Here is an 18001-nt window from a genome sequence, read left to right on the forward strand (position 1 = left end):
GGGATAACGGCCGCGACATAACCTGGGGGCGACGACGTGGGATGCGGGCCGACGGCAGCGCCGGCCGCGTCGCGGAAGGCGCCAATGACAGCGGTGACTGCCAGCACCTACGGAGGGCGGCCCAACGGCGGGCTGCCGGCCGAGGTGACGAGTTTCGTGGGGCGTCGGCACGAGGTGGCCGAGGTCAAACAGCTGCTGTCCGCCTCCAGGGCCGTCACGCTGACCGGCGTGGGCGGCGTCGGCAAGACGCGGCTGGCGGTGCGGGTCGGCCAGGACGTGCGGCGGGCCTTCCGGGACGGGGTGTGGCTGGTGGAGCTGGCCGAGCTGGACGGCCCGGTCATGCTCGCCGAGGCCGTGGCCGAGGCGCTGGAGATCCGCGACCACACCGGCGACACGCCGATGCGGGTGCTGACGTGTCATCTGCGCGACAAGCAGGCGCTGCTGATCCTCGACAACTGCGAGCACATGATCGCCGAGTGTGCGGCGCTGAGCGAGGCGCTGCTGCGGGCGGCGCCGGATCTGCGGGTGCTGGCCACCAGCCGGCAGGCGATGGGCATCGCCGGCGAGCAGGCGGTGCCCTTGTCGCCGCTGCCGCTGCCGGATCTTCAGGTGCCGCTGGAGAGGCTGATCCGGCAGGACGCGGTCCGGCTGTTCGCCGAACGCGCCCGCGCCGTGCTGCCGTCCTTCACCGTCACGGAGGACAACCGGGAGGTCGTCACCCGGATCGTGCGCCTGCTGGACGGGCTGCCGCTGGCGATCGAGCTGGCGGCGGTGCGGCTGCGGGCCCTGTCGGCCGAGCAGCTGCTCGACCGGCTCGACGACCGTTTCCGCCTGCTGACCGGAGGGTCGAGGGCGGTGCTGCCCCGGCATCAGACGCTGCGGGCGCTGATCGATTGGAGTTACGCGCTGTGTTCGCAAGAAGAACGCCTGTTGTGGGAACGGGCCTCGGTGTTCGCGGGGGGCCTGGATCTGGAGGCGGCCGAGGCGGTGTGCGGCGAGGACGGGATCGACCCGCAGGACGTCCTCGACCTGGTGATCGGCCTGGTGGACAAGTCCGTGCTGATACGAGAGGACCATCCGGGCGGCGTACGCTACCGGATGCTGGAGACGCTGCGGCAGTACGGTCGCGAACGGCTCACGGGCTCCGGCTGCGAGCCCGCCCTGCAGCGACGGCACCGCACTTATTACCGCGATATGGCGGCGCGGGCCAGGGCGGAGCTGTTCGGGCCCGGCCAGGTGGCGTGGTTCGCCCGGCTGCGGCGCGAGCATGCCAACCTGCGGGCCGCCCTGGACAGCTGGCTGAACACGCCGGAGGAGGCCCGCGCGGGGCTGAGCATGTCCGGCGACCTGCTGTATCACTGGATCACCAGTTATTACCTGGCTGAGGGGCGCGGCTGGCTGGAGCAGGCGCTGGCCGCCGACACCGAGCCCAGCCCGGTGCGGGCCGGCGCCCTGTGGGCCGGCAGCTGGCTGGCGATCATTCAGGCCGACATACCGGCCGCCACCGCCCTGCTCGAGGAGAGCAGCCGGCTCGGCGAGGAGCTGCAGGACGAGCCGGTGCTGGCCTACGTGGCCCTGTTCCGCGGAATGGTGGCCATGTGCGAGGGGCGAACGGAAGCCGCGATCGAGCTATACAGGGACGCCCTTGCCCGCCATCGCCGTACCGGCGACCCGGTCGGGATCGCGCTGTCGCTCATCCGGCTGACGCTCGCCCACTCGTTCCTGGGTGACTCCTCGGCCGCCATCGCGGCGGGCGAGGAGTGCCTGGCCGAGTGCGAGGCCTATGGGGAGGGCTGGCACAAGGCGTACACGACGATGGCGCTGGGCGTGCAGGTGTGGCGCCAGGGGGATCTGGAGCGGGCGACCGAGCTGGAGAAGCAGAGCCTGACCTTCAACCGCGCGGTCGGCGACCCGCTCGGCGCGGGCGTCAACATCGAGGCGCTGGCCTGGATCGCCGCCAGCCAGGGCCGTCACCAGCGGGCGGCCCGCCTGCTGGGGGTGCTGGAGACCATGTGGAGCTGTGCCGGGGCGCCGCTGTCGGGGTACGGGCATCTGGCCCGCTACCACGACGACTGTGACCGGGCGATGCGTGAGGTGCTGGGGGAGGCGGCGTTCGAGACGGCCGTGCGGCGCGGGGCGCGTCTGCCGCTGGAGGAGGCTCTGGCCTACGCCCTGGAGGAGGACAAGCCCGAGCGGCCCGCCAAGGCGGCGGAGGAGACGCCGTTGACGCGGCGGGAGAAGGAGATCGCCGAGCTGGTCGCCCAGGGGATGACGAACAAGGAGATCGCGGCGTCCCTGGTGATCGCGCAGCGTACGGCGGAGGGGCACATCGAGCACATCTTGACCAAGCTGGGGTTCAACTCGCGGGCGCAGATCGCGGTGTGGGTGGGGGAGCGGGCCCGGGCCAACGGGCACGACTGAGGGATCGGTGCTGAGGAGGCGGGAACCGGCTCCAGGGTGAGGGCCGGTTCCGGCCGTCGGCGGTGTCAGTAGGGCAGTGCCCGTCCTGACGGGGTCCGCAGGTCCACACCCTGGGCGGGGCGGCGCGTCGGCCGCTTGGAGACGCGGATCCTTGTGTGGCGCACGATGCGTCGTTCCTTTCCCTCGGTGCCGCTCGGGCGGCAGGTACGGGTGTACGTGCCGGGCGGGCTCAGGCGGGCTCGCAGGCGCGGTCGCCGGTGACGAGTTCGAACCAGACGACCTTGCCGGCGACCCCCCAGCAGCAGGCCAGCCGGGCCAGCACCGGGTTGTGCCCGCGATCGGCGGCCTTGCGGCACGATGCGGTGAAGGCGAGCGCGCTGCGGTCGTCCTCGATCTCGCAGCGCAGCAGGTCGTCCTCGACCCACAGTGAGAGCCTGACCTTGGCGGTGGCGTGCCGCAGGGCGTCGGCGACCAGCGCGCCGACCAGCAGGTCGGCGTTCTTGGCGTGTTCGCACAACCCCCAGGCGGCCAACCGGACCGCGGTCATGCGCCGCGCGCTCGGCACCGCCGAAGGCCGTGCCGACAGCAGCCACGAGGCCGAGCGGTCCTGCCCCGCCCACCCGGCGCGAACGGCCAGGCCGTCCCCCATGGCCAGGAGCCCGTTCCAGGACAGCAGGCGCAGCGTGGGCTGCTGTCCGGCGGTGCCGTGCTCGATGTGCGGCTGCAACATGGCTGGCACGTGTATCGTCTCCTCCCCGTGTTGGCGCATGTGTTCAGAGACACGTTTAGCTTCGCTCCGACCCACCCACGGGGAAGACGGGATAAATCCCCATATGGGTACCTATTCACCCGTATGTCCGTACGGGGATGTCCGCGCCACGACCGGATGATCAAGGACGTGACCTGCACCGGAAGGCCTGCGCAGGACGGCCCCGCGGATAGTAGTCGACCGGTCGTAAACTGGCCTCATGGGCCGAACCAGTGATGCTCGCGAGCGGATCCTGAGCGCCGCACGCTCGCTCATCGAGACGCATGGTTACTCGGCCCTGGGGGTGGCCGAGATCTGCCGGGCCGCCGGCGTGCCCAAGGGCAGCTTCTACTACTTCTTCGACTCCAAGGAGTCCCTCGCGCTGGCCGTCATCGATGAGCACTGGGCCGCTCAGCAGCGCGCCTGGGCGACCGCTCTCAACGGTGACGCGCGGCCGCTGCCCCGGCTGCGCCGCTTGTTCGAGGAGACGGAGGCCGGCCTGCGTACCGCCCAGCAGAGCTGCGGCACCGTCTCGGGATGCCTGTTCGGCAACCTCACCCTGGAGATGAGCAACCAGACCGAGGCCATCCGCACCCGGCTGCAGGAGATCTTCGACGCGCAGGTCGAGATGGTCGCATCGGTCATCGCCGAGGCTCTCGAGCGGCAGGAGGTCGAGGTGGCAGACCCCCGGGAAGCCGCGCGGGCGGTGGTCGCCCAGCTCGAGGGCCAGGTGCTGTTCGCCAAGCTCTACAACAGCACCCACCGGCTCGGCCCCTTGTGGGCGAACTGCCTTGCCCTGCTCGGCGCCCGTACGCCACAAGGGGCCGTGGCCGGCACCTGACCATCCGCCCTGCCCCCGCCCTGCCCCTGTCCTGCCCCTGTCCACCGGCGCCCTCGGGGACGTCCTCTCCCTCGCCATGATGGTGGCCGCCGCTCGCCCCAGCCAGCGCCGTCGCGCTGCCATCCTCGTCGCCGATGATCGGCAGGAGACAAAAATCGATTGTGGCGCTCGCCGATGATCCAGTAGCCTGCGGCCAGCACTATCGGATCCGTCGTGGGGACTGTCGCGTGACGCCGCCTGCTCTCGCTGCCTGACATCTTCTTCTGCGCTTTCTCACCGGCCGCGTGGTCGGTCTCGCCGGGCTGCTCTGAATCGCTGAGCCGCCCCGGCCACTCAGCGTTTTGTGTCAGGTCTTAGAGAGATCATGTCTTCACAATCCCATAGAGATCATTTCGTGCTGCCCTGGACCGTGCGGAGGACTCGGCTGCCGCTGCTCACCGTGCGTTGCCTGGACTGCCGGGCGCAGGCGGCCACCGTCGGCGAGGGCAGGTTCCGGATCAACGCCAACGGCAAGCTGCTTGACGTGTGGCTGCTCGTCCGTTGCGTCGGCTGCGACCGGACCTCGAAGATCACCGTCCATGAGCGGGTGCCGGTCCGATCGCTGGATCCGGCCAGGCTCCGCGCCTTCGAGGACAACGATCAGGCGCTCGTCGCTGACGCGCTCCTGGACCCCGCGCTCGCGCGGCGCAACCGGTTCACCCTCGATTGGCGCGGCGCGTGGCAGCTGGAGTCATCGGCTGCCGAGACGGCATGGCCGTACCGGGTGGACGTCGCTTTCCTCGATCCCGTGCCCGTCCGCCCGGAGCGGCTGATCGCCCAGGGGCTCGGGATCAGCAGGGGCGAGGTCGGGCGCCGCATCAAGGGCGACCTCCCCCTCAACCGCACGACGACCGCAGACTTCTCGTTCGTCGTCATGCCCGCTGAATAGGGCCGGACAAAGTGGTGGGTGGGACTGAGGCTACGACCACGGCGACCGCCTCAGTCCCACTCCACCGGCAACATGTACGTCGTTCCCGGTGTCCACAACCTTGCACGAACCCAGCCGGAGGGTCAGCTCAGGCGCCTTCGCAGGAGGCAGAACTCGTTGCCTTCGGGGTCGAGCAGGACGTGCCAGGGCTCCTGGCCGGTCTGGCCGATGTCGGCCGGGCGCGCCCCGAGCTTCAGGAGGCGTTCGAGTTCGGCGTCCTGATCGCGGTCGGTGGCGTTGACGTCGAAGTGCAGCCGCGGCCTGCCCGCATTGAGCTCGGCAGCGGGGCTGAAGACCAGAGTCGGCTGCAATCCGCCGAACCCTTCCCGTGGTCCGATCTCCACCGCGCCGTCGTCAGTGTCGTCGAGCACGATGAAGTCCAGCACCTCGCACCAGAACGCCGCCAGCCGTTGCGGGTCCCGGCAATTGATGATCAGTTCAGAAATACGACAAGCCATGATCGGCACCTTACGGGGCATCCACCGCACGCCGCCAATCCTTGAGCGGATGCGGGTGGGGCCGTCGGTGACCCACGGGACCAGCCCGGGCCGGGGTCGCCCCGCAACCGCACAGGCCCGTTCGGAGCCGTGATCACGTGGCTGGAAAAGGATTGGACGGGATCATGCTCGGGCTTGTAGCTTGCAGTCGACCGTGACGCCGCCCGAGGAGGTGAGACCCATGAACGCTGTATCGCTGTGGGTGCTCCCCCTTCCCGTCACGGCCGGGCGATTGACGTAGGTGTCGCCGGGAGCGCCTCGCCAACAAGGCACTCCCGAAAGGCAACACCTATGCACTCTCAGATCTCCGCCGAGCCGCCGTCGGACGACAGGGTCGAGCGCGACGTCCCCGGACTCCGGTCGCCGGACTCCGGCGCCGATCGCGCGCCCCTCATGTACGACGTGATCATTGCCGGGTGCGGGCCGACCGGTGCGATGCTGGCCGCCGAACTGCGGCTGCACGACGTGCGGGTACTCGTTCTGGAGAAGGAAACCGAGCCCAAGTCGTTCGTCCGCATAGTCGGTCTGCATATTCGCAGTCTCGAGCTGATGGCCATGCGCGGACTGCTGGATCGCATTCTCGAACACGGAAGACAGCGCCCGGCCGGCGGTTTCTTCGCCGCCATCGCCAAACCCGCGCCCAAGGGCCTGGATTCCGCGCACGCTTATCTGCTGGGCATCCCGCAACCGGTCATCGAACGTCTGCTCGAAGAGCATGCGATCGCACTGGGTGCGCAGGTCCGGCGCGGTTGCGCGGTGGCCGATTTCGAGCAGGACGACGAGGGTGTGACCGTCGAGCTGGCCGACGGGGAACGGCTGCGTTCGCGCTATCTCATCGGCTGTGACGGCGGGCGCAGCACGGTGCGCAAACTGCTCGGCGTCGGCTTCCCCGGCGAGCCCTCGCGGACCGAGACGCTGATGGGCGAGATGGGAGTGGGTGTGCCGCAGGAGGAGATCGCCGCCAAGGTGGCCGAAATCGGCGCGACCCATCAGCCATTCTGGCTGCGGCCCTTCGGCAGAGGAATCTACAGCGTCGTGGTCCCCGCGGCGGGAGTCGGCGATCGCGCGGAACCGCCCACCCTCGAGGATTTCCAACAACGGCTGCGCACCATCGCCGGAACCGATTTCGGCGTGCATTCCCCGCGCTGGTTGTCCCGCTTCGGGGATGCCACCCGGCTGGCCGAACGTTATCGGGTCGGGCGGGTGCTGCTGGCCGGCGATGCGGCACACATCCATCCACCCACCGGCGGACAGGGCCTCAACCTGGGCGTTCAGGACGCGTTCAACCTCGGCTGGAAACTGGCCGCACAGATCCGCGGCTGGGCGCCGGACACACTGCTGGACACCTACCAGGCCGAACGTCATCCGGTCGCCGAGGACGTGCTGGACAACACCCGCGCCCAGATGGAACTGCTGTCCACCGAACCGGGCCCGCGGGCCGTGCGCAGGCTGCTCACCGAGCTGATGGACTTCGACGAGGTGAACCGCCATCTGATCGAGAAGATCACCGCGATCGGCGTCCGCTACGACTTCGGCGCAGGCCCCGACCTGCTCGGCCGCCGCCTGCGCGACATCGACGTGGAACAGGGCCGGCTCTACGGTCTGCTGCATCGCGGCCGCGGCCTGCTGCTGGACCGCACCGAACGCCTGACCGTCGGCGGCTGGTCAGACCGGGTCGACTACCTCGCGGATCCCACTGCGGCACTGGATGTTCCGTGCGTCCTGCTACGCCCCGACGGCCACGTCGCCTGGATCGGCGACGATCAGCAGGACCTGGACGACCACCTCTCCCGCTGGTTCGGCAAGCCCGCCGACTGATTCGCCTGAGCAACGGAACATGAATGCGAGCGAGGCTTCGGCGGCGTAACAGGCCGAAGGCCGTCAGCGGGTGGCGGCGGCGAGTCCGGCGAGGTCGAGTGCGTCACCTTTGACCTCGGCCAGCCACTCGTCCTGGATGTACTCGAAGCCGCCGGTCTCGGTGTCGAGCAGGCCGATGCTTGCGGCCGTCACCCGTTGTCCGGGGTTGCCGGGCTCCGGCTCCCACCTGGTGTTCTTGGGCTGTACCAGCTGGGCGAGCGCGTAGGAGGTCGTGCGGCCGTAGTGGCGTGGGCCGTTGGGGTGGTGGTAGTGGCCGCTGATGTGCAGGCGCGGCTGCAGGTGTTCGATGAGCCGGGTCAGCTTCGCCGAGCCCTGCACGTTCCCGCGCCGGTCGCGTGACATCCCGTACGGGCCGTCGTGGGTGACCAGGACGTCCACGCCACCCGGTTCGACGGCACTCAGCCGCGCGTAAGCGCTCTCGTCCAGATCCATCTTCCCGGGAGCCTCGATCAGTCCCAGGAACGCCACCCGCTGCCCGGCGACCTCGACCACGGTTCCGCAGGCGACATGGCGGTAGGCGCCGAGCGGGTCCACCTGCACGACCTCGGCGGCCGCCGCGTCATGCAAGGAGGCCAGCCAGTCGTGATCCTCGTGGTTGCCGCTGACGAACAGCACGGAAGGGACCTGCCCGAGGGCCAGGCGCACGCCTTCGGCGAACGACGGCGACGGATCGAGCAGGCGCAAGAAGTCCCCCTGGGCGGGATGGTCCCGCCAGAAGCGGCGGCTGGACTCGTCGAACCGCTCGAACGACGGGTACGCGCCCAGATCTCCGACCTGGATCACGGCGTCGAGGCGGATGCCGCGACGATTCTGGAGCAGTACCGCAGCGCCCAGCGCGTGCAGCACACAACCGTGGACATCACCCACAAAAGCGATCTTCATCGCCTGTCGACCTTTCGCGAAGAGCCATTCGGACATGGCTCGGCACCGGTCGAGCGGCGCAACGATGCGGTGTCAACCACCGGCCCTGGACCGGTGACTCACATCCCAGCGCTCCACCGCCATCTCGACGACCGAACCGGGTCGAGCATCGCACCCACTCGGAAGACCGGTCAAATCCAGCGCTGTGCCGGGGAGGCGGCGGTGACGTGAGGGTCCACCGTCGGGCCGCCCGACAACGATCCGTCTCCACCGGCGTGCGTTGGGAGTCCGGGCCTCTCAGGTGCGAGGAAACACGTCCCGGCGCAAGCCTTCCTGACCTTTGACTTCGCCCCGCCCGGACCCCTACGGTCCAATAGTCGACCGGTCGGCTAGTTATGAAGACGGCAGGCCGCGGCATCCCACCCCATCCCGGAGAAGGTCATCATGAGCACCCAGAAGGTCGCAGTCATCACCGGCGGCTCGCAAGGCATCGGCGCCCACCTCGTCGAGGCCTACCGCAAGCTCGGCTACGCCGTCGTCGCCACCTCCCGCACCATCACCCCCTCCAACGACGCGGACGTCCTGACCGTCCAGGGCGACATCGCCGACCCCGCCACCGCCGAAGGTGTCATCACCGCCGGCGTGGAGCGCTTCGGCCGCATCGACACCCTGGTCAACAACGCCGGAATCTTCGTCGCCAAGCCCTTCACCGACTACACCCAGGGCGACTACGCCGCCGTGATCGGCGTGAACCTCGCCGGCTTCTTCCGCATCACCCAGCTGGCCGTCGAGCGGATGCTCACCCGGGGCGGCGGCCACATCGTCAACGTCACCACGAGCCTGGTCGACAACGCCGACGCCCGGGTCCCCTCCGTCCTGGCCTCGCTCACCAAGGGCGGACTGCAGTCCGCCACCAAATCCCTCGCCATCGAGTACGCCACTCGCGGCATCCGCGTCAACGCCGTCTCGCCCGGCACCATCAAGACGCCCATGCACCCCGAGAACACCCATGAGATGCTCGCCGGCCTGCACCCGGTCGGCCGGATGGGGGAGCCGGGCGACATCGTGGACGCGGTGACCTACCTGGAGAACGCCGCGTTCGTCACCGGCGAGATCCTCCACGTCGACGGCGGCATGAGCGCGGGCCACTGAGGGAGAACAGCGATATGACAGACACCGAAACGATCCTGCGTGGCGTCCTCGACCGGTGGAAGGCGGGCGTCGACGGTCACCGGCCGGATCGGGTCGCGTCGGTGTTCACCGAGGACGCGATCTTCCAGGGGCTTCGCCCCTACAGCGTGGGACGGCAGGGAGTCGCCGACTACTACGCCTCCCAGCCTGCCGGCCTGTCGGCCGCGTACCACGTCCTGGAAAGCCGGCGCCTGTGCGACGACGTCGTGCTCGGCTACCTGAGCGTCGACTTCTCGTTCACGGACCGGCCCACGGTCAGCGTCAACCTCCTCGTCCTGCTGAAGCGCTCGCAGGCCGATTGGCTCATCAGCCACTACCAGGTCTCCCGCCTCGGCTGAGACCGGCCTGCCGGGTCCGGGCGCGGCGATGCGCCCGCCCGGACCCGGCCGCCCCTCCGATCCACATACGAAGGCAGAACAAGGCAGAACACAGCATGCGCAACACCACCCTGGGCACCCACGGACCGCAGGTCGGCGTCATCGGCCTGGGCGCCAGGGGGATGAGCTTCATGTACGACATGGCGGCCCCCCGCGACGAAGCCACCTCCGTCTCCGTCATCCACCAGGCCCTCGACCTGGGCGTGACCTTGATCGACACCGCTGACGTCTACGGCCCCCACACCAACGAGGAACTCCTCGGACGGGCCCTGACCGGCCACCGCGACCGCGCCGTGCTCGCCACCAAGGTCGGCCGGGTCGCCGACCGGATCGACGCCACCCCGGCACAGGTCGCCCTGGCCTGGCTCCTCGCCCAGGGCCCGCACGTGGTCCCCATCCCCGGCACCAAGACCCCGAAATGCCTCGCCGACAACGCGGGCGCCGCACACGTCCGGCTGTCCGCGGCCGACCTCGCCGACCTCGACGCCGTCCCGGCCCCCGTCGGCGCCCGTTACTGGCCGTCCCACCCCCGCCGCCGGGGACCCGTCAGCCGCGGGGCGCGTACATGATCACCAAGACGCCCGCCAGGCACACCAGCGCCCCCACGACATCCCACCGATCTGGCCGGAACCCGTCGGCCACCACACCCCACAGCAGCGACCCCGCCACGAACACCCCGCCGTACGCGGCCAGAATCCGCCCGAAATGCGCATCCGGCTGCAACGTGGCCACGAACCCGTACAGGCCCAGCGCGATCACCCCCGCGCCCGCCCACACCAGCCCACGCTGCTCCCGCACCCCCTGCCACACCAGCCACGCCCCGCCGATCTCGAACAGGGCGGCCAACACGAACAACACCAGCGAACGCACCACACTCATGCCCGCCATTGCACCAGCCCCCACCCGCGCCACGCACACGGGGCTCACCCGCTCCACAACCAAGATCGTGACAGACCCTCGCCGGAACCGACATGATCGAACGCATGACAGCCGACGGGAACACCCGCTTCGACGAGGGCGCCACGGCGGTACGCCGCCACGTCTGGAACGGCAAGGTGTGGACGGCCGCGCCGTACCGGGTCCTGCAGGACACCGACGAGTACTTCGTGGTGGCCGGCTGGCCAGGGCTGAAGAGCCTCGCCTCGACCACCTGGATCACCTCCTTCCTCGACGGCGGCAGCCGCCGCGAGCAGACCATCGACGAGCTGGCCTCGGGCCGGTGGGAGCTCGGGTGGTGGACCTGGCGGGGCACCGTCGTGCGCAGCTGGTACGGCATCGACAAACACTTCACCGTCCGCCAGTTCTTCGACGCCGACCACCGCCCGCTGACCTGGTACATCGACTTCGACCTGCCCAAACAGCGCACCCGCCTGGGCATCGACACCTTCGACCTCCTGCTCGACCTGATCGTCGAACCCGACCTGTCCCGGCACCGGTGGAAGGACGAAGACGAATATCGGCACGGCAGACGGCTCGGGCTCATCGACGACCGGGTGCACCGGCACGTCACCGCGGCCCGCGAGGAGGTCGTCGGACTCGTCGAGACCCGGCAGGGCCCCTTCGCCTGCGACTGGTCGCCCCCGGCCCACGAGCTGTGGCAGACGCCGACGCTCCCCGGCGACGCCCTCGAGACCCTCTGAGAACCCCGGCGGGGGGCTCCATCCTGCGCGTCCACAATGGGTCATTTGCCTACATAGGGGATGGTCCTGACTTCAGCTCGGCATCCACCCCCGTGACGGGGGAAGGCCAGAGAGGGGATGGCAGCCTTCGTCCCAGACGCTCAGGAGGGGGACGACCATGTCACCGGGCAAGAGGAAACCGGATCTGCCGAGCCTGATGTTCGCCGAGCAGCCGGACGGGAGCTTCGTGACGTCCCTGCGCGGGCTCGCGGTGCTGCGGGAGCCGCTGCTGAACAAGGGCACCGCGTTCTCCCCGCAGGAGCGCGCCGAGCTGGGACTGCAGGGCCTGCTCCCACCGGCGGTCGAGACGCTGGAGGAGCAGGTGCGCCGCACGTACGTGCAGTACGGGCGGCAGCAGACGAACCTCCTCAAGAACGTCTACCTGGAAGCGCTGCGCGACCGCAACGAAGTGCTCTACTACCGGCTGCTGAGCGACCACCTGCGCGAGATGCTGCCCATCGTCTACGACCCCACGGTGGCCGAGGCGATCCGCACCTACAGCCACGAGTACCGCCGCCCGCGAGGGGTGTACCTGTCGATCGACGACGTGGACGGGATCGAGCGGGCCTTCCAGAGCCTCCAGCTGGGCCCGGACGACGTCGATCTCATCGTGGCCTCCGACGCCGAGGAGATCCTGGGCATCGGCGACTGGGGAGTGGGCGGCGGGGCCGGCATCGCGGCCGGCAAACTGGCCGTCTACACCGCCGCCGCGGGCATCGACCCCGCCCGCGTCATCCCGGTCGCCCTCGACGTCGGCACCGACAACGAGGCGCTGCTGAACGACCCCACCTACGTCGGCAACCGGCACTCGCGCGTACGGGGGCGGCGCTACGACGCCTTCATCGACGCCTACGTCACCACGGCCACCCGGATGTTCCCCGGCGCCATGCTGCACTGGGAGGACTTCGGCCCCTCCAACGCCCGGCGGATCCTGGAGAAGTACACCGAGCGCATCTGCACCTTCAACGACGACATGCAGGGCACCGGCGCCATCGTGCTGGCCGCCATGCTCGGCGCCGTCCGCGTCTCCGCGACACCGATGCGCGACCAGCGCATCGTGATCTTCGGCGCCGGAACCGCCGGCATCGGCAACGCCGACCAGCTGCGCGACGCGATGATCCGCGACGGCCTGGACCGCGACACCGCCACCCGGCGGATCTGGCCCATCGACAAGCAGGGCCTGCTCATCGACGACATGACCGGCCTACGCGACTACCAGCAGCCCTACGCCCGCCCCCGCGACGAGGTCGCCGGCTGGTCCCGGGACGAGCACGGCATCTCGCTGGCCGAGGTCGTCCGGCGGGTCAAGCCGACCATGCTGCTGGGCACCTCCACCGTCCACGGCGCGTTCACCGAGGAGATCGTGCGCTCGATGGCCGCGCAGGTCCAGCGGCCGATCATCTTCCCGATCTCCAACCCGACCGAACGCATCGAGGCGATGCCCGCCGACCTGATCCGCTGGACCGGCGGCCGCGCCTTGATCGCCACCGGCATCCCGGTCGAGCCGATCACCCACAAGACCGTCACCTACGTCATCGCCCAGGCCAACAACGCCCTGCTGTATCCAGGGCTGGGGCTGGGCGTGGTGGTCTCGCGAGCCCGCCGGGTCAGCTCCGGCATGCTGCAGGCGGCCGCCGAAGCCGTCGCCGGCATGGTCGACGTCTCGGCCGCGGGAGCCTCGCTGCTGCCCCAGGTGGACAATCTGCGCGAGGTCTCGGCCACGGTGGCCGTGGCCGTCGCCAACCGGGCCGCCGAGGAGCACCTGGCCCGCACCACGCTGCGCGACACGGTGCAGCAGGTCCACGAGGCGATGTGGCAGCCGGCCTACCGCGCGATCCGCGGGAACGGGCGATGAGCACGCCACGGGTCCGGGACGTGCCGATCGGGCTGCACGAGACCGGCACCCGGACGGAAAGCGACTCGCTCGGCGAGATCGAGGTCCCGGCCGGGCACTACTGGGGCGCCCAGACCCAACGGTCGCTGATCCACTTCGACATCGGCGACGACCGCATGCCCAAAGCCGTCTACCACGCCTACGGCTACATCAAGAAGGCCGCCGCGATCGTCAACGCCCGCGCGGGCCGCCTGCCCCGGTGGCAGGCCGACCTGATCAGCCGCGTCGCCGACGAGGTCATCCGCGGCGACCTGGACGGCGAGTTCCCGCTGTACGTGTGGCAGACCGGCTCGGGCACCCAATCCAACATGAACGTCAACGAGGTGATCTCCAACCGGGCGATCCAGCTCGTCGGCGAGCGGCTGGGCAGCAAGGACCCGATCCACCCGAACGATCACGTGAACATGGGCCAGTCGTCCAACGACACCTTCATCACCGCCATGCACCTCGCCGCCGCCCAGGCCATCGACGACCACGTGCTGCCCGCCGCCGCCAGGCTGCGCGACAGCGCCCAGACCAAAAGCCGGGAATGGGCGCACGTGGTCAAGATCGGGCGCACCCATCTGGAAGACGCCACCCCGCTGACCGTCGGCCAGGAATGGTCCGGCTACGCCGCCCAGCTCGGCGACGCCATCGACCACCTCGAACGCACCCGCACCGGCCTGTACCGGCTGGCCGTCGGCGGCACCGCGGTCGGCACCGGCCTGAACGCCCCGCCGCGGTTCGGCGAACAGGTGGCCGCACAGATCGCCGAGCTCACCGGGCGGCCCTTCGTCAGCGCGCCCAACAAGTTCGCCGCCCAGGCCTCCTGCGACGACCTGGTTCGCGCCTCGGCGGCGCTGCGCACCCTGACCGTGCCGCTGTTCAAGTTCGCCAACGACCTGCGCTGGCTGGGCTCCGGGCCCCGTACCGGCCTGCGCGAGCTGATCCTGCCGGCCAACGAGCCGGGCTCGTCGATCATGCCGGGCAAGGTCAACCCGACCCAGGCCGAAGCCATGCTGATGGTCGCCATCCAGGTGGCCGGCAACGACACCGCCGTCTCGATGGCCGGCGGCGAGGGCAACTTCGAGCTGAACGCCTTCCGCCCCGTCATCATCAGGAACGTGCTGCACTCGGCGCGCATCCTGGCCGACATGATGGACCACTTCCGCACCTACCTGGTCGAAGGGGCCCGGCTGAACACCGAGACACTGCACCACAACATCGAGCACTCGATCATGATGGTGACCGCGCTCAGCCCCGTCGTCGGCTACGACCGGGCCGCCCACATCGCCCACCACGCCCTCGACAAGGGCCTGCCGCTGAAGGAAGCGGCGCTCCAATGCGGCATCTCCGCGGACCTCTACGACAAGATCGTCGATCCCGAACGCCTCACCCGACCCGGCGTACCCAGCCCTGACGGCGGCACCCGGCACTGAACAACGGCACTGAAGAACGACATCGCTCCGGCCGCACTGAGCCGTGCACGCCCGTTGAAGATGGTCGACACCGCGACGTCCGACCTATGAAATGTGCTGAATCCATGCCGCTGCCCGATCTAGGGTGCGGGCATGTCGTACGTGCTGCGCGGTGTTGTCGGTGACTTCGACCATCTCCGGTTCCTGCCGGATGACGTGCCGCGGGCTGTGGTGGTGCCGCTTCGGCAACGCTTGGGGCTGCTGCCGGTTACCGACGAGGTTTTCAACGAGCTGACCGACGTACGGCAGGAGGCCGGGCCGTTCAGGTGGATGTCGCCGGCGTTCGCCGAGAGGCTGGAGGTCTGGTCACGCGGCGGTCGAGTCGCTTACGTGGAGGCGGACTTCTGGGGTGGTGACGGCAGCCAGACCGCTGCCCTGTGGGAGAACGGCCGTCAGACCTGGGGTCCCGAGCACGCCTGGATCCCTGCGACTGCGCGACCGTGCGAGGACTGGCCGATCAACGCCGTGCTCGCGCGCCTCGGAGCGATCGGGACCGCTGCGCTGGACCTCTTCGACGCGGTCGGCTTCGGGCAGGAGCGCGACATGGAGGGGTGGCGCCGGGCGGGCGTGCGTGCCCTGGACGCCGCCGACTACGACGCCTGGGAGGCGGCGCGCCGTGCGAAGGAGGAGGCCGATGCCCGCGCCGCCGCCGAACGTGACAGGTACGTCAGGCGTGACGATGTCCCCGTCGTACTCGACGGCAGGGCGGTGATGGAGGTGCTCGGCATCCCGTCGTCCCCGCTGGTGGGGGCCGCGATCCGGCATCTTCAGGAGGTTCACCTGGAACGCGGCTCCCTTGCCCCCGACGAGGCCGCCACCGAGCTTCGCCGCTGGGCCCAGAGCCTGTGAAGTGCTCGATGAGGCCGCCCGCCGACCAGGCCGACCCCCAGCGCCGACATCGGTTCCGCCATCGATGCGACATGCTTCCAACGCCAGTCAACGTACCTTAAAGATCATCTCACTCTGACCTGCGAGAAGAGGCCAAACCCAAGATAACGATTGCCGACCGGACCCGTACGTACCGTCTCCTCGGGCTGACCACCACCGCCCGTTACGTCCGGATCGCCGTCGAGCCGGCCGGCAGCGCCTGGTCGTTCACCGACGAGGTGGAGGTGCGCACCATCTGACTGGACCCCAGTTCCGGCGCCCATCCGTCCCCGTCCGGCGACGTGTCCGGAATCGGCCGCGCCCGGTCCGCGAAACTGGCGGGCCGGCTAGTAGGCGTCACCGGGACGCCCTACGACATTGGTCCGCATGAAGAGAGACAAGCAGAAACGGGGAAGCGGGAGCCGGTCCCCCAAGAGGACCAGAAAGGCGGCAGGCGAGCAGAGCGAGCCCATCCGTGCCCTGGTCAAGACCAAGCGGGACGCACTGCCTGTGAACGCACCGCCGCCGAGCACCCTGGCGGGACTGATGTCGTTCAGGGATGTGTCCGAGTCATATCTCCTGCCTTTTCTCGATATGAATGACCTCTTCGAGCTGGCCGCGACGAACAGCTCTTTTCTGGTCAAGGTGGCCGACTTCGTGTTCAACCCCGCCTCGGCGGGCCCCGGCAGGAGCTTACGGATCCCGCCGCCCTCCCTGGCGTCGACTCAGACCAGGCCCGCCACCCACTGGAACGCCTTGCTCAACGAACCTATCGATCTGTACCAGGTAATCTTCAGCGAGCGGACGGAACGGGAATATGCCCTGTACTCCGCCGTGAAATATTGGCTCATCCACGTGGCCAGGCTCGGCCCCCGGGTGCCTCCCAGGCAGCTGCTGTGGACCTTGAAAGAAATGTACGGGCGCGGCCTGGACCGGCAACTCGTGACGGCCCACGATCAGAGATCCGATGAGTCCGAGGACACCGAGGCCGCCACTGAGCCCTACGACGGCGCTCGCAAGCTCTTCGAGATAGCGACCGACATCGTCGCACCCACCGAGAACAGGGTCCAGCTTCCCCTGCTGGTCGCCGACCTCGCGGCGATGAACAACCTGCCCCTCGATCAGCAAACCGTCGAGGAACTGAACGGCATGATGGCCGACCTGCCCATCTGGAACAGTGAGCGGGACGACCCGCTGTTCAAGGACCGGATGAACGAGCACGCAGCAGAAGCGGAAAAGGAGCAGAAGTGACCGCCGACCCGGTGGCCATCGCCGATGCCGTACGCGGCAGGCTGCGCAGCAAGCTCGACCTGTCCAGGGGCTGGGTGACCGCCGCCGGGCACGGCGGCCTGGACGCCGTCTATCGCCGCGGCGCCCGGCGTGACCCGCTGCCCGAGCAGGCCGGCGCCGAACCGCTGGCCTGGGCGCTGGCCCATCTGCGTGACGCCGGCGAATGCCTGGGCACCCTGAACGGCTTCCCGGCCGACGGCGCCTCCGCGCCCGTCAAAAAGGTGAGCGCGGCGATGCCGCAGGCCGTCACCGCGCTGAGCCAGGCGTACGACTCCTGCCAGGACCTCGCCACGTCACCGCCGCAGACCGACGCCAGGACCAAGCGGCACGCCGACGTCAGCCGGCGACTGGACTCCATCATCAAGACCCTGGAGGACCTGCAACTCGAATGCGAGGACCTGCGCGCGAACTTCGACCCCTCCGCGCGCGCCCAGCAGAACAACGCCGGGCGCGCCACGGTGCCCGCGCTCAACCGCCTGGCGCAGATCATCGACCAGGCGAAACGCTGCTGTCTCAAGGCCGCGATGGCGCTGCGGGGCGTCGAGGACGAGGCCGTCCTGGGCGCGGCAGAAGGTACGAGTGCGACCCCGTACGCCTGGCCCTTGCTGCCTTATCTCGACGATCAGGAGGTGGTGCTGGCGTATCTGGACATTCCCGCCGATGAGACGCGGCGCGACGCCACCGACACCCTTCTCGCCCAGGCCGTGCTCGACCCGGCGAGCAGGCAGCACATCCACGAGGCCGTCCAGGCGGTCAACGCGGAGCGGACGGCCCGGACCTGACGGCCCATCGACTGACGCCCTGAGCCCGCTGCCCGAAGCCCGTCCGGGCAGCGGTCTCAGGGCGTGCTGGTGAAGGGAGGAGGACGTGGCCCGGCTGTCTCTGCCGGGTCACCCTCCATCCCAGCTGCCCAGGGCCGCTAGGTGATCGCCTCGTGGGGTCCCGGATCGTGGCAGGCGGCCGCTGGGGTTAGGCACCGCCGCTCGAGACGGTTCCGTCGACGTCGTGGGTGGGGACGGCGACGGAACGCTGA

17 protein-coding genes are annotated in these 18001 nt (G+C 69.5%); 13 read left to right on the top strand and 4 right to left on the bottom strand.

The genetic code is table 11. The annotated features are described in order from the left end of the window. Positions 1-84 precede the first annotated feature (84 nt). Positions 85-2421 (top strand): ATP-binding protein, encoded by a 2337-nt coding sequence (locus ACWDRB_RS46275; protein ID WP_449905184.1) that lies wholly within the window; start codon positions 85-87, stop codon positions 2419-2421. Positions 2422-2650: 229 nt separating this feature from the next. On the opposite strand, the gene ACWDRB_RS46280 is transcribed toward ACWDRB_RS46275, so the two are convergent. Next, positions 2651-3160, bottom strand: coding sequence for a hypothetical protein (locus ACWDRB_RS46280; protein ID WP_355203445.1), 510 nt, complete (start codon positions 3158-3160; stop codon positions 2651-2653). Positions 3161-3389: 229 nt separating this feature from the next. On the opposite strand from ACWDRB_RS46280, the gene ACWDRB_RS46285 reads away from it, so the two are divergent. Next, the gene (locus ACWDRB_RS46285) at positions 3390-4010 is read left to right on the top strand and encodes a TetR/AcrR family transcriptional regulator (RefSeq protein WP_449905186.1); all 621 of its coding nucleotides are present in this window, start codon (positions 3390-3392) and stop codon (positions 4008-4010) included. A gap of 394 nt (positions 4011-4404) precedes the next feature. Continuing rightward, positions 4405-4938 (top strand): DUF1062 domain-containing protein, encoded by a 534-nt coding sequence (locus tag ACWDRB_RS46290; RefSeq protein WP_449905188.1) that lies wholly within the window; start codon positions 4405-4407, stop codon positions 4936-4938. A 122-nt stretch (positions 4939-5060) separates the two neighbouring features. Here the strand turns inward: ACWDRB_RS46290 and ACWDRB_RS46295 are convergent, their stop codons facing one another. Continuing rightward, positions 5061-5435: a VOC family protein gene (locus ACWDRB_RS46295; RefSeq protein ID WP_449905472.1), complete on the bottom strand. Its 375-nt coding sequence runs from the start codon at positions 5433-5435 to the stop codon at positions 5061-5063. Positions 5436-5867: 432 nt separating this feature from the next. On the opposite strand from ACWDRB_RS46295, the gene rox reads away from it, so the two are divergent. Then, positions 5868-7292, top strand: coding sequence for a rifampin monooxygenase (rox, locus tag ACWDRB_RS46300; protein ID WP_449905474.1), 1425 nt, complete (start codon positions 5868-5870; stop codon positions 7290-7292). A gap of 63 nt (positions 7293-7355) precedes the next feature. Here rox and ACWDRB_RS46305 read toward each other — a convergent pair whose 3' ends face one another. Beyond that, on the bottom strand, positions 7356-8234 hold the full coding sequence (locus tag ACWDRB_RS46305; protein WP_449905190.1) for a metallophosphoesterase family protein: 879 nt from the start codon (positions 8232-8234) through the stop codon (positions 7356-7358). Positions 8235-8657: 423 nt separating this feature from the next. On the opposite strand from ACWDRB_RS46305, the gene ACWDRB_RS46310 reads away from it, so the two are divergent. The 3 genes from ACWDRB_RS46310 to ACWDRB_RS46320 all read left to right on the top strand — a co-directional run bounded on the left by ACWDRB_RS46310 (position 8658) and on the right by ACWDRB_RS46320 (position 10350). Beyond that, entirely contained in the window at positions 8658-9365 is a 708-nt protein-coding gene (locus tag ACWDRB_RS46310; protein ID WP_449905192.1) for an SDR family NAD(P)-dependent oxidoreductase, read from the top strand. A 14-nt stretch (positions 9366-9379) separates the two neighbouring features. After that, positions 9380-9742, top strand: coding sequence for a nuclear transport factor 2 family protein (locus ACWDRB_RS46315; protein WP_449905194.1), 363 nt, complete (start codon positions 9380-9382; stop codon positions 9740-9742). 95 nt (positions 9743-9837) lie between these two features. Continuing rightward, positions 9838-10350, top strand: a complete 513-nt coding sequence (locus tag ACWDRB_RS46320) for an aldo/keto reductase (protein WP_449905196.1) — start codon at positions 9838-9840, stop codon at positions 10348-10350. On the opposite strand, the gene ACWDRB_RS46325 is transcribed toward ACWDRB_RS46320, so the two are convergent. Next, positions 10328-10660: a YnfA family protein gene (locus tag ACWDRB_RS46325; protein WP_449905198.1), complete on the bottom strand. Its 333-nt coding sequence runs from the start codon at positions 10658-10660 to the stop codon at positions 10328-10330. The two genes, ACWDRB_RS46320 and ACWDRB_RS46325, sit on opposite strands and share 23 nt — an antisense overlap. Positions 10661-10764: 104 nt before the next feature. Here ACWDRB_RS46325 and ACWDRB_RS46330 point away from each other — a divergent pair, with 104 nt between their 5' ends. From ACWDRB_RS46330 to ACWDRB_RS46355, 6 genes are all read left to right on the top strand, one after another. Beyond that, complete coding sequence (locus ACWDRB_RS46330) at positions 10765-11421, top strand: DUF402 domain-containing protein (RefSeq protein ID WP_449905200.1); 657 nt, start codon at positions 10765-10767, stop codon at positions 11419-11421. Between the two features lie 157 nt (positions 11422-11578). Continuing rightward, positions 11579-13315, top strand: coding sequence for an NAD-dependent malic enzyme (locus ACWDRB_RS46335; RefSeq protein ID WP_449905202.1), 1737 nt, complete (start codon positions 11579-11581; stop codon positions 13313-13315). After that, the gene (locus ACWDRB_RS46340; protein ID WP_449905204.1) at positions 13312-14772 is read left to right on the top strand and encodes a class II fumarate hydratase; all 1461 of its coding nucleotides are present in this window, start codon (positions 13312-13314) and stop codon (positions 14770-14772) included. Before ACWDRB_RS46335 ends, ACWDRB_RS46340 begins: the two co-directional genes overlap by 4 nt. 132 nt (positions 14773-14904) lie before the next feature. Continuing rightward, complete coding sequence (locus tag ACWDRB_RS46345) at positions 14905-15660, top strand: hypothetical protein (protein WP_449905206.1); 756 nt, start codon at positions 14905-14907, stop codon at positions 15658-15660. Positions 15661-16065: 405 nt separating this feature from the next. Further along, the gene (locus ACWDRB_RS46350; protein ID WP_449905208.1) at positions 16066-16929 is read left to right on the top strand and encodes a hypothetical protein; all 864 of its coding nucleotides are present in this window, start codon (positions 16066-16068) and stop codon (positions 16927-16929) included. Further along, on the top strand, positions 16926-17750 hold the full coding sequence (locus ACWDRB_RS46355; protein WP_449905210.1) for a hypothetical protein: 825 nt from the start codon (positions 16926-16928) through the stop codon (positions 17748-17750). Before ACWDRB_RS46350 ends, ACWDRB_RS46355 begins: the two co-directional genes overlap by 4 nt. Positions 17751-18001: the final 251 nt, after the last annotated feature.

It is taken from the genome of Nonomuraea sp. NPDC003707, from assembly GCF_053587055.1.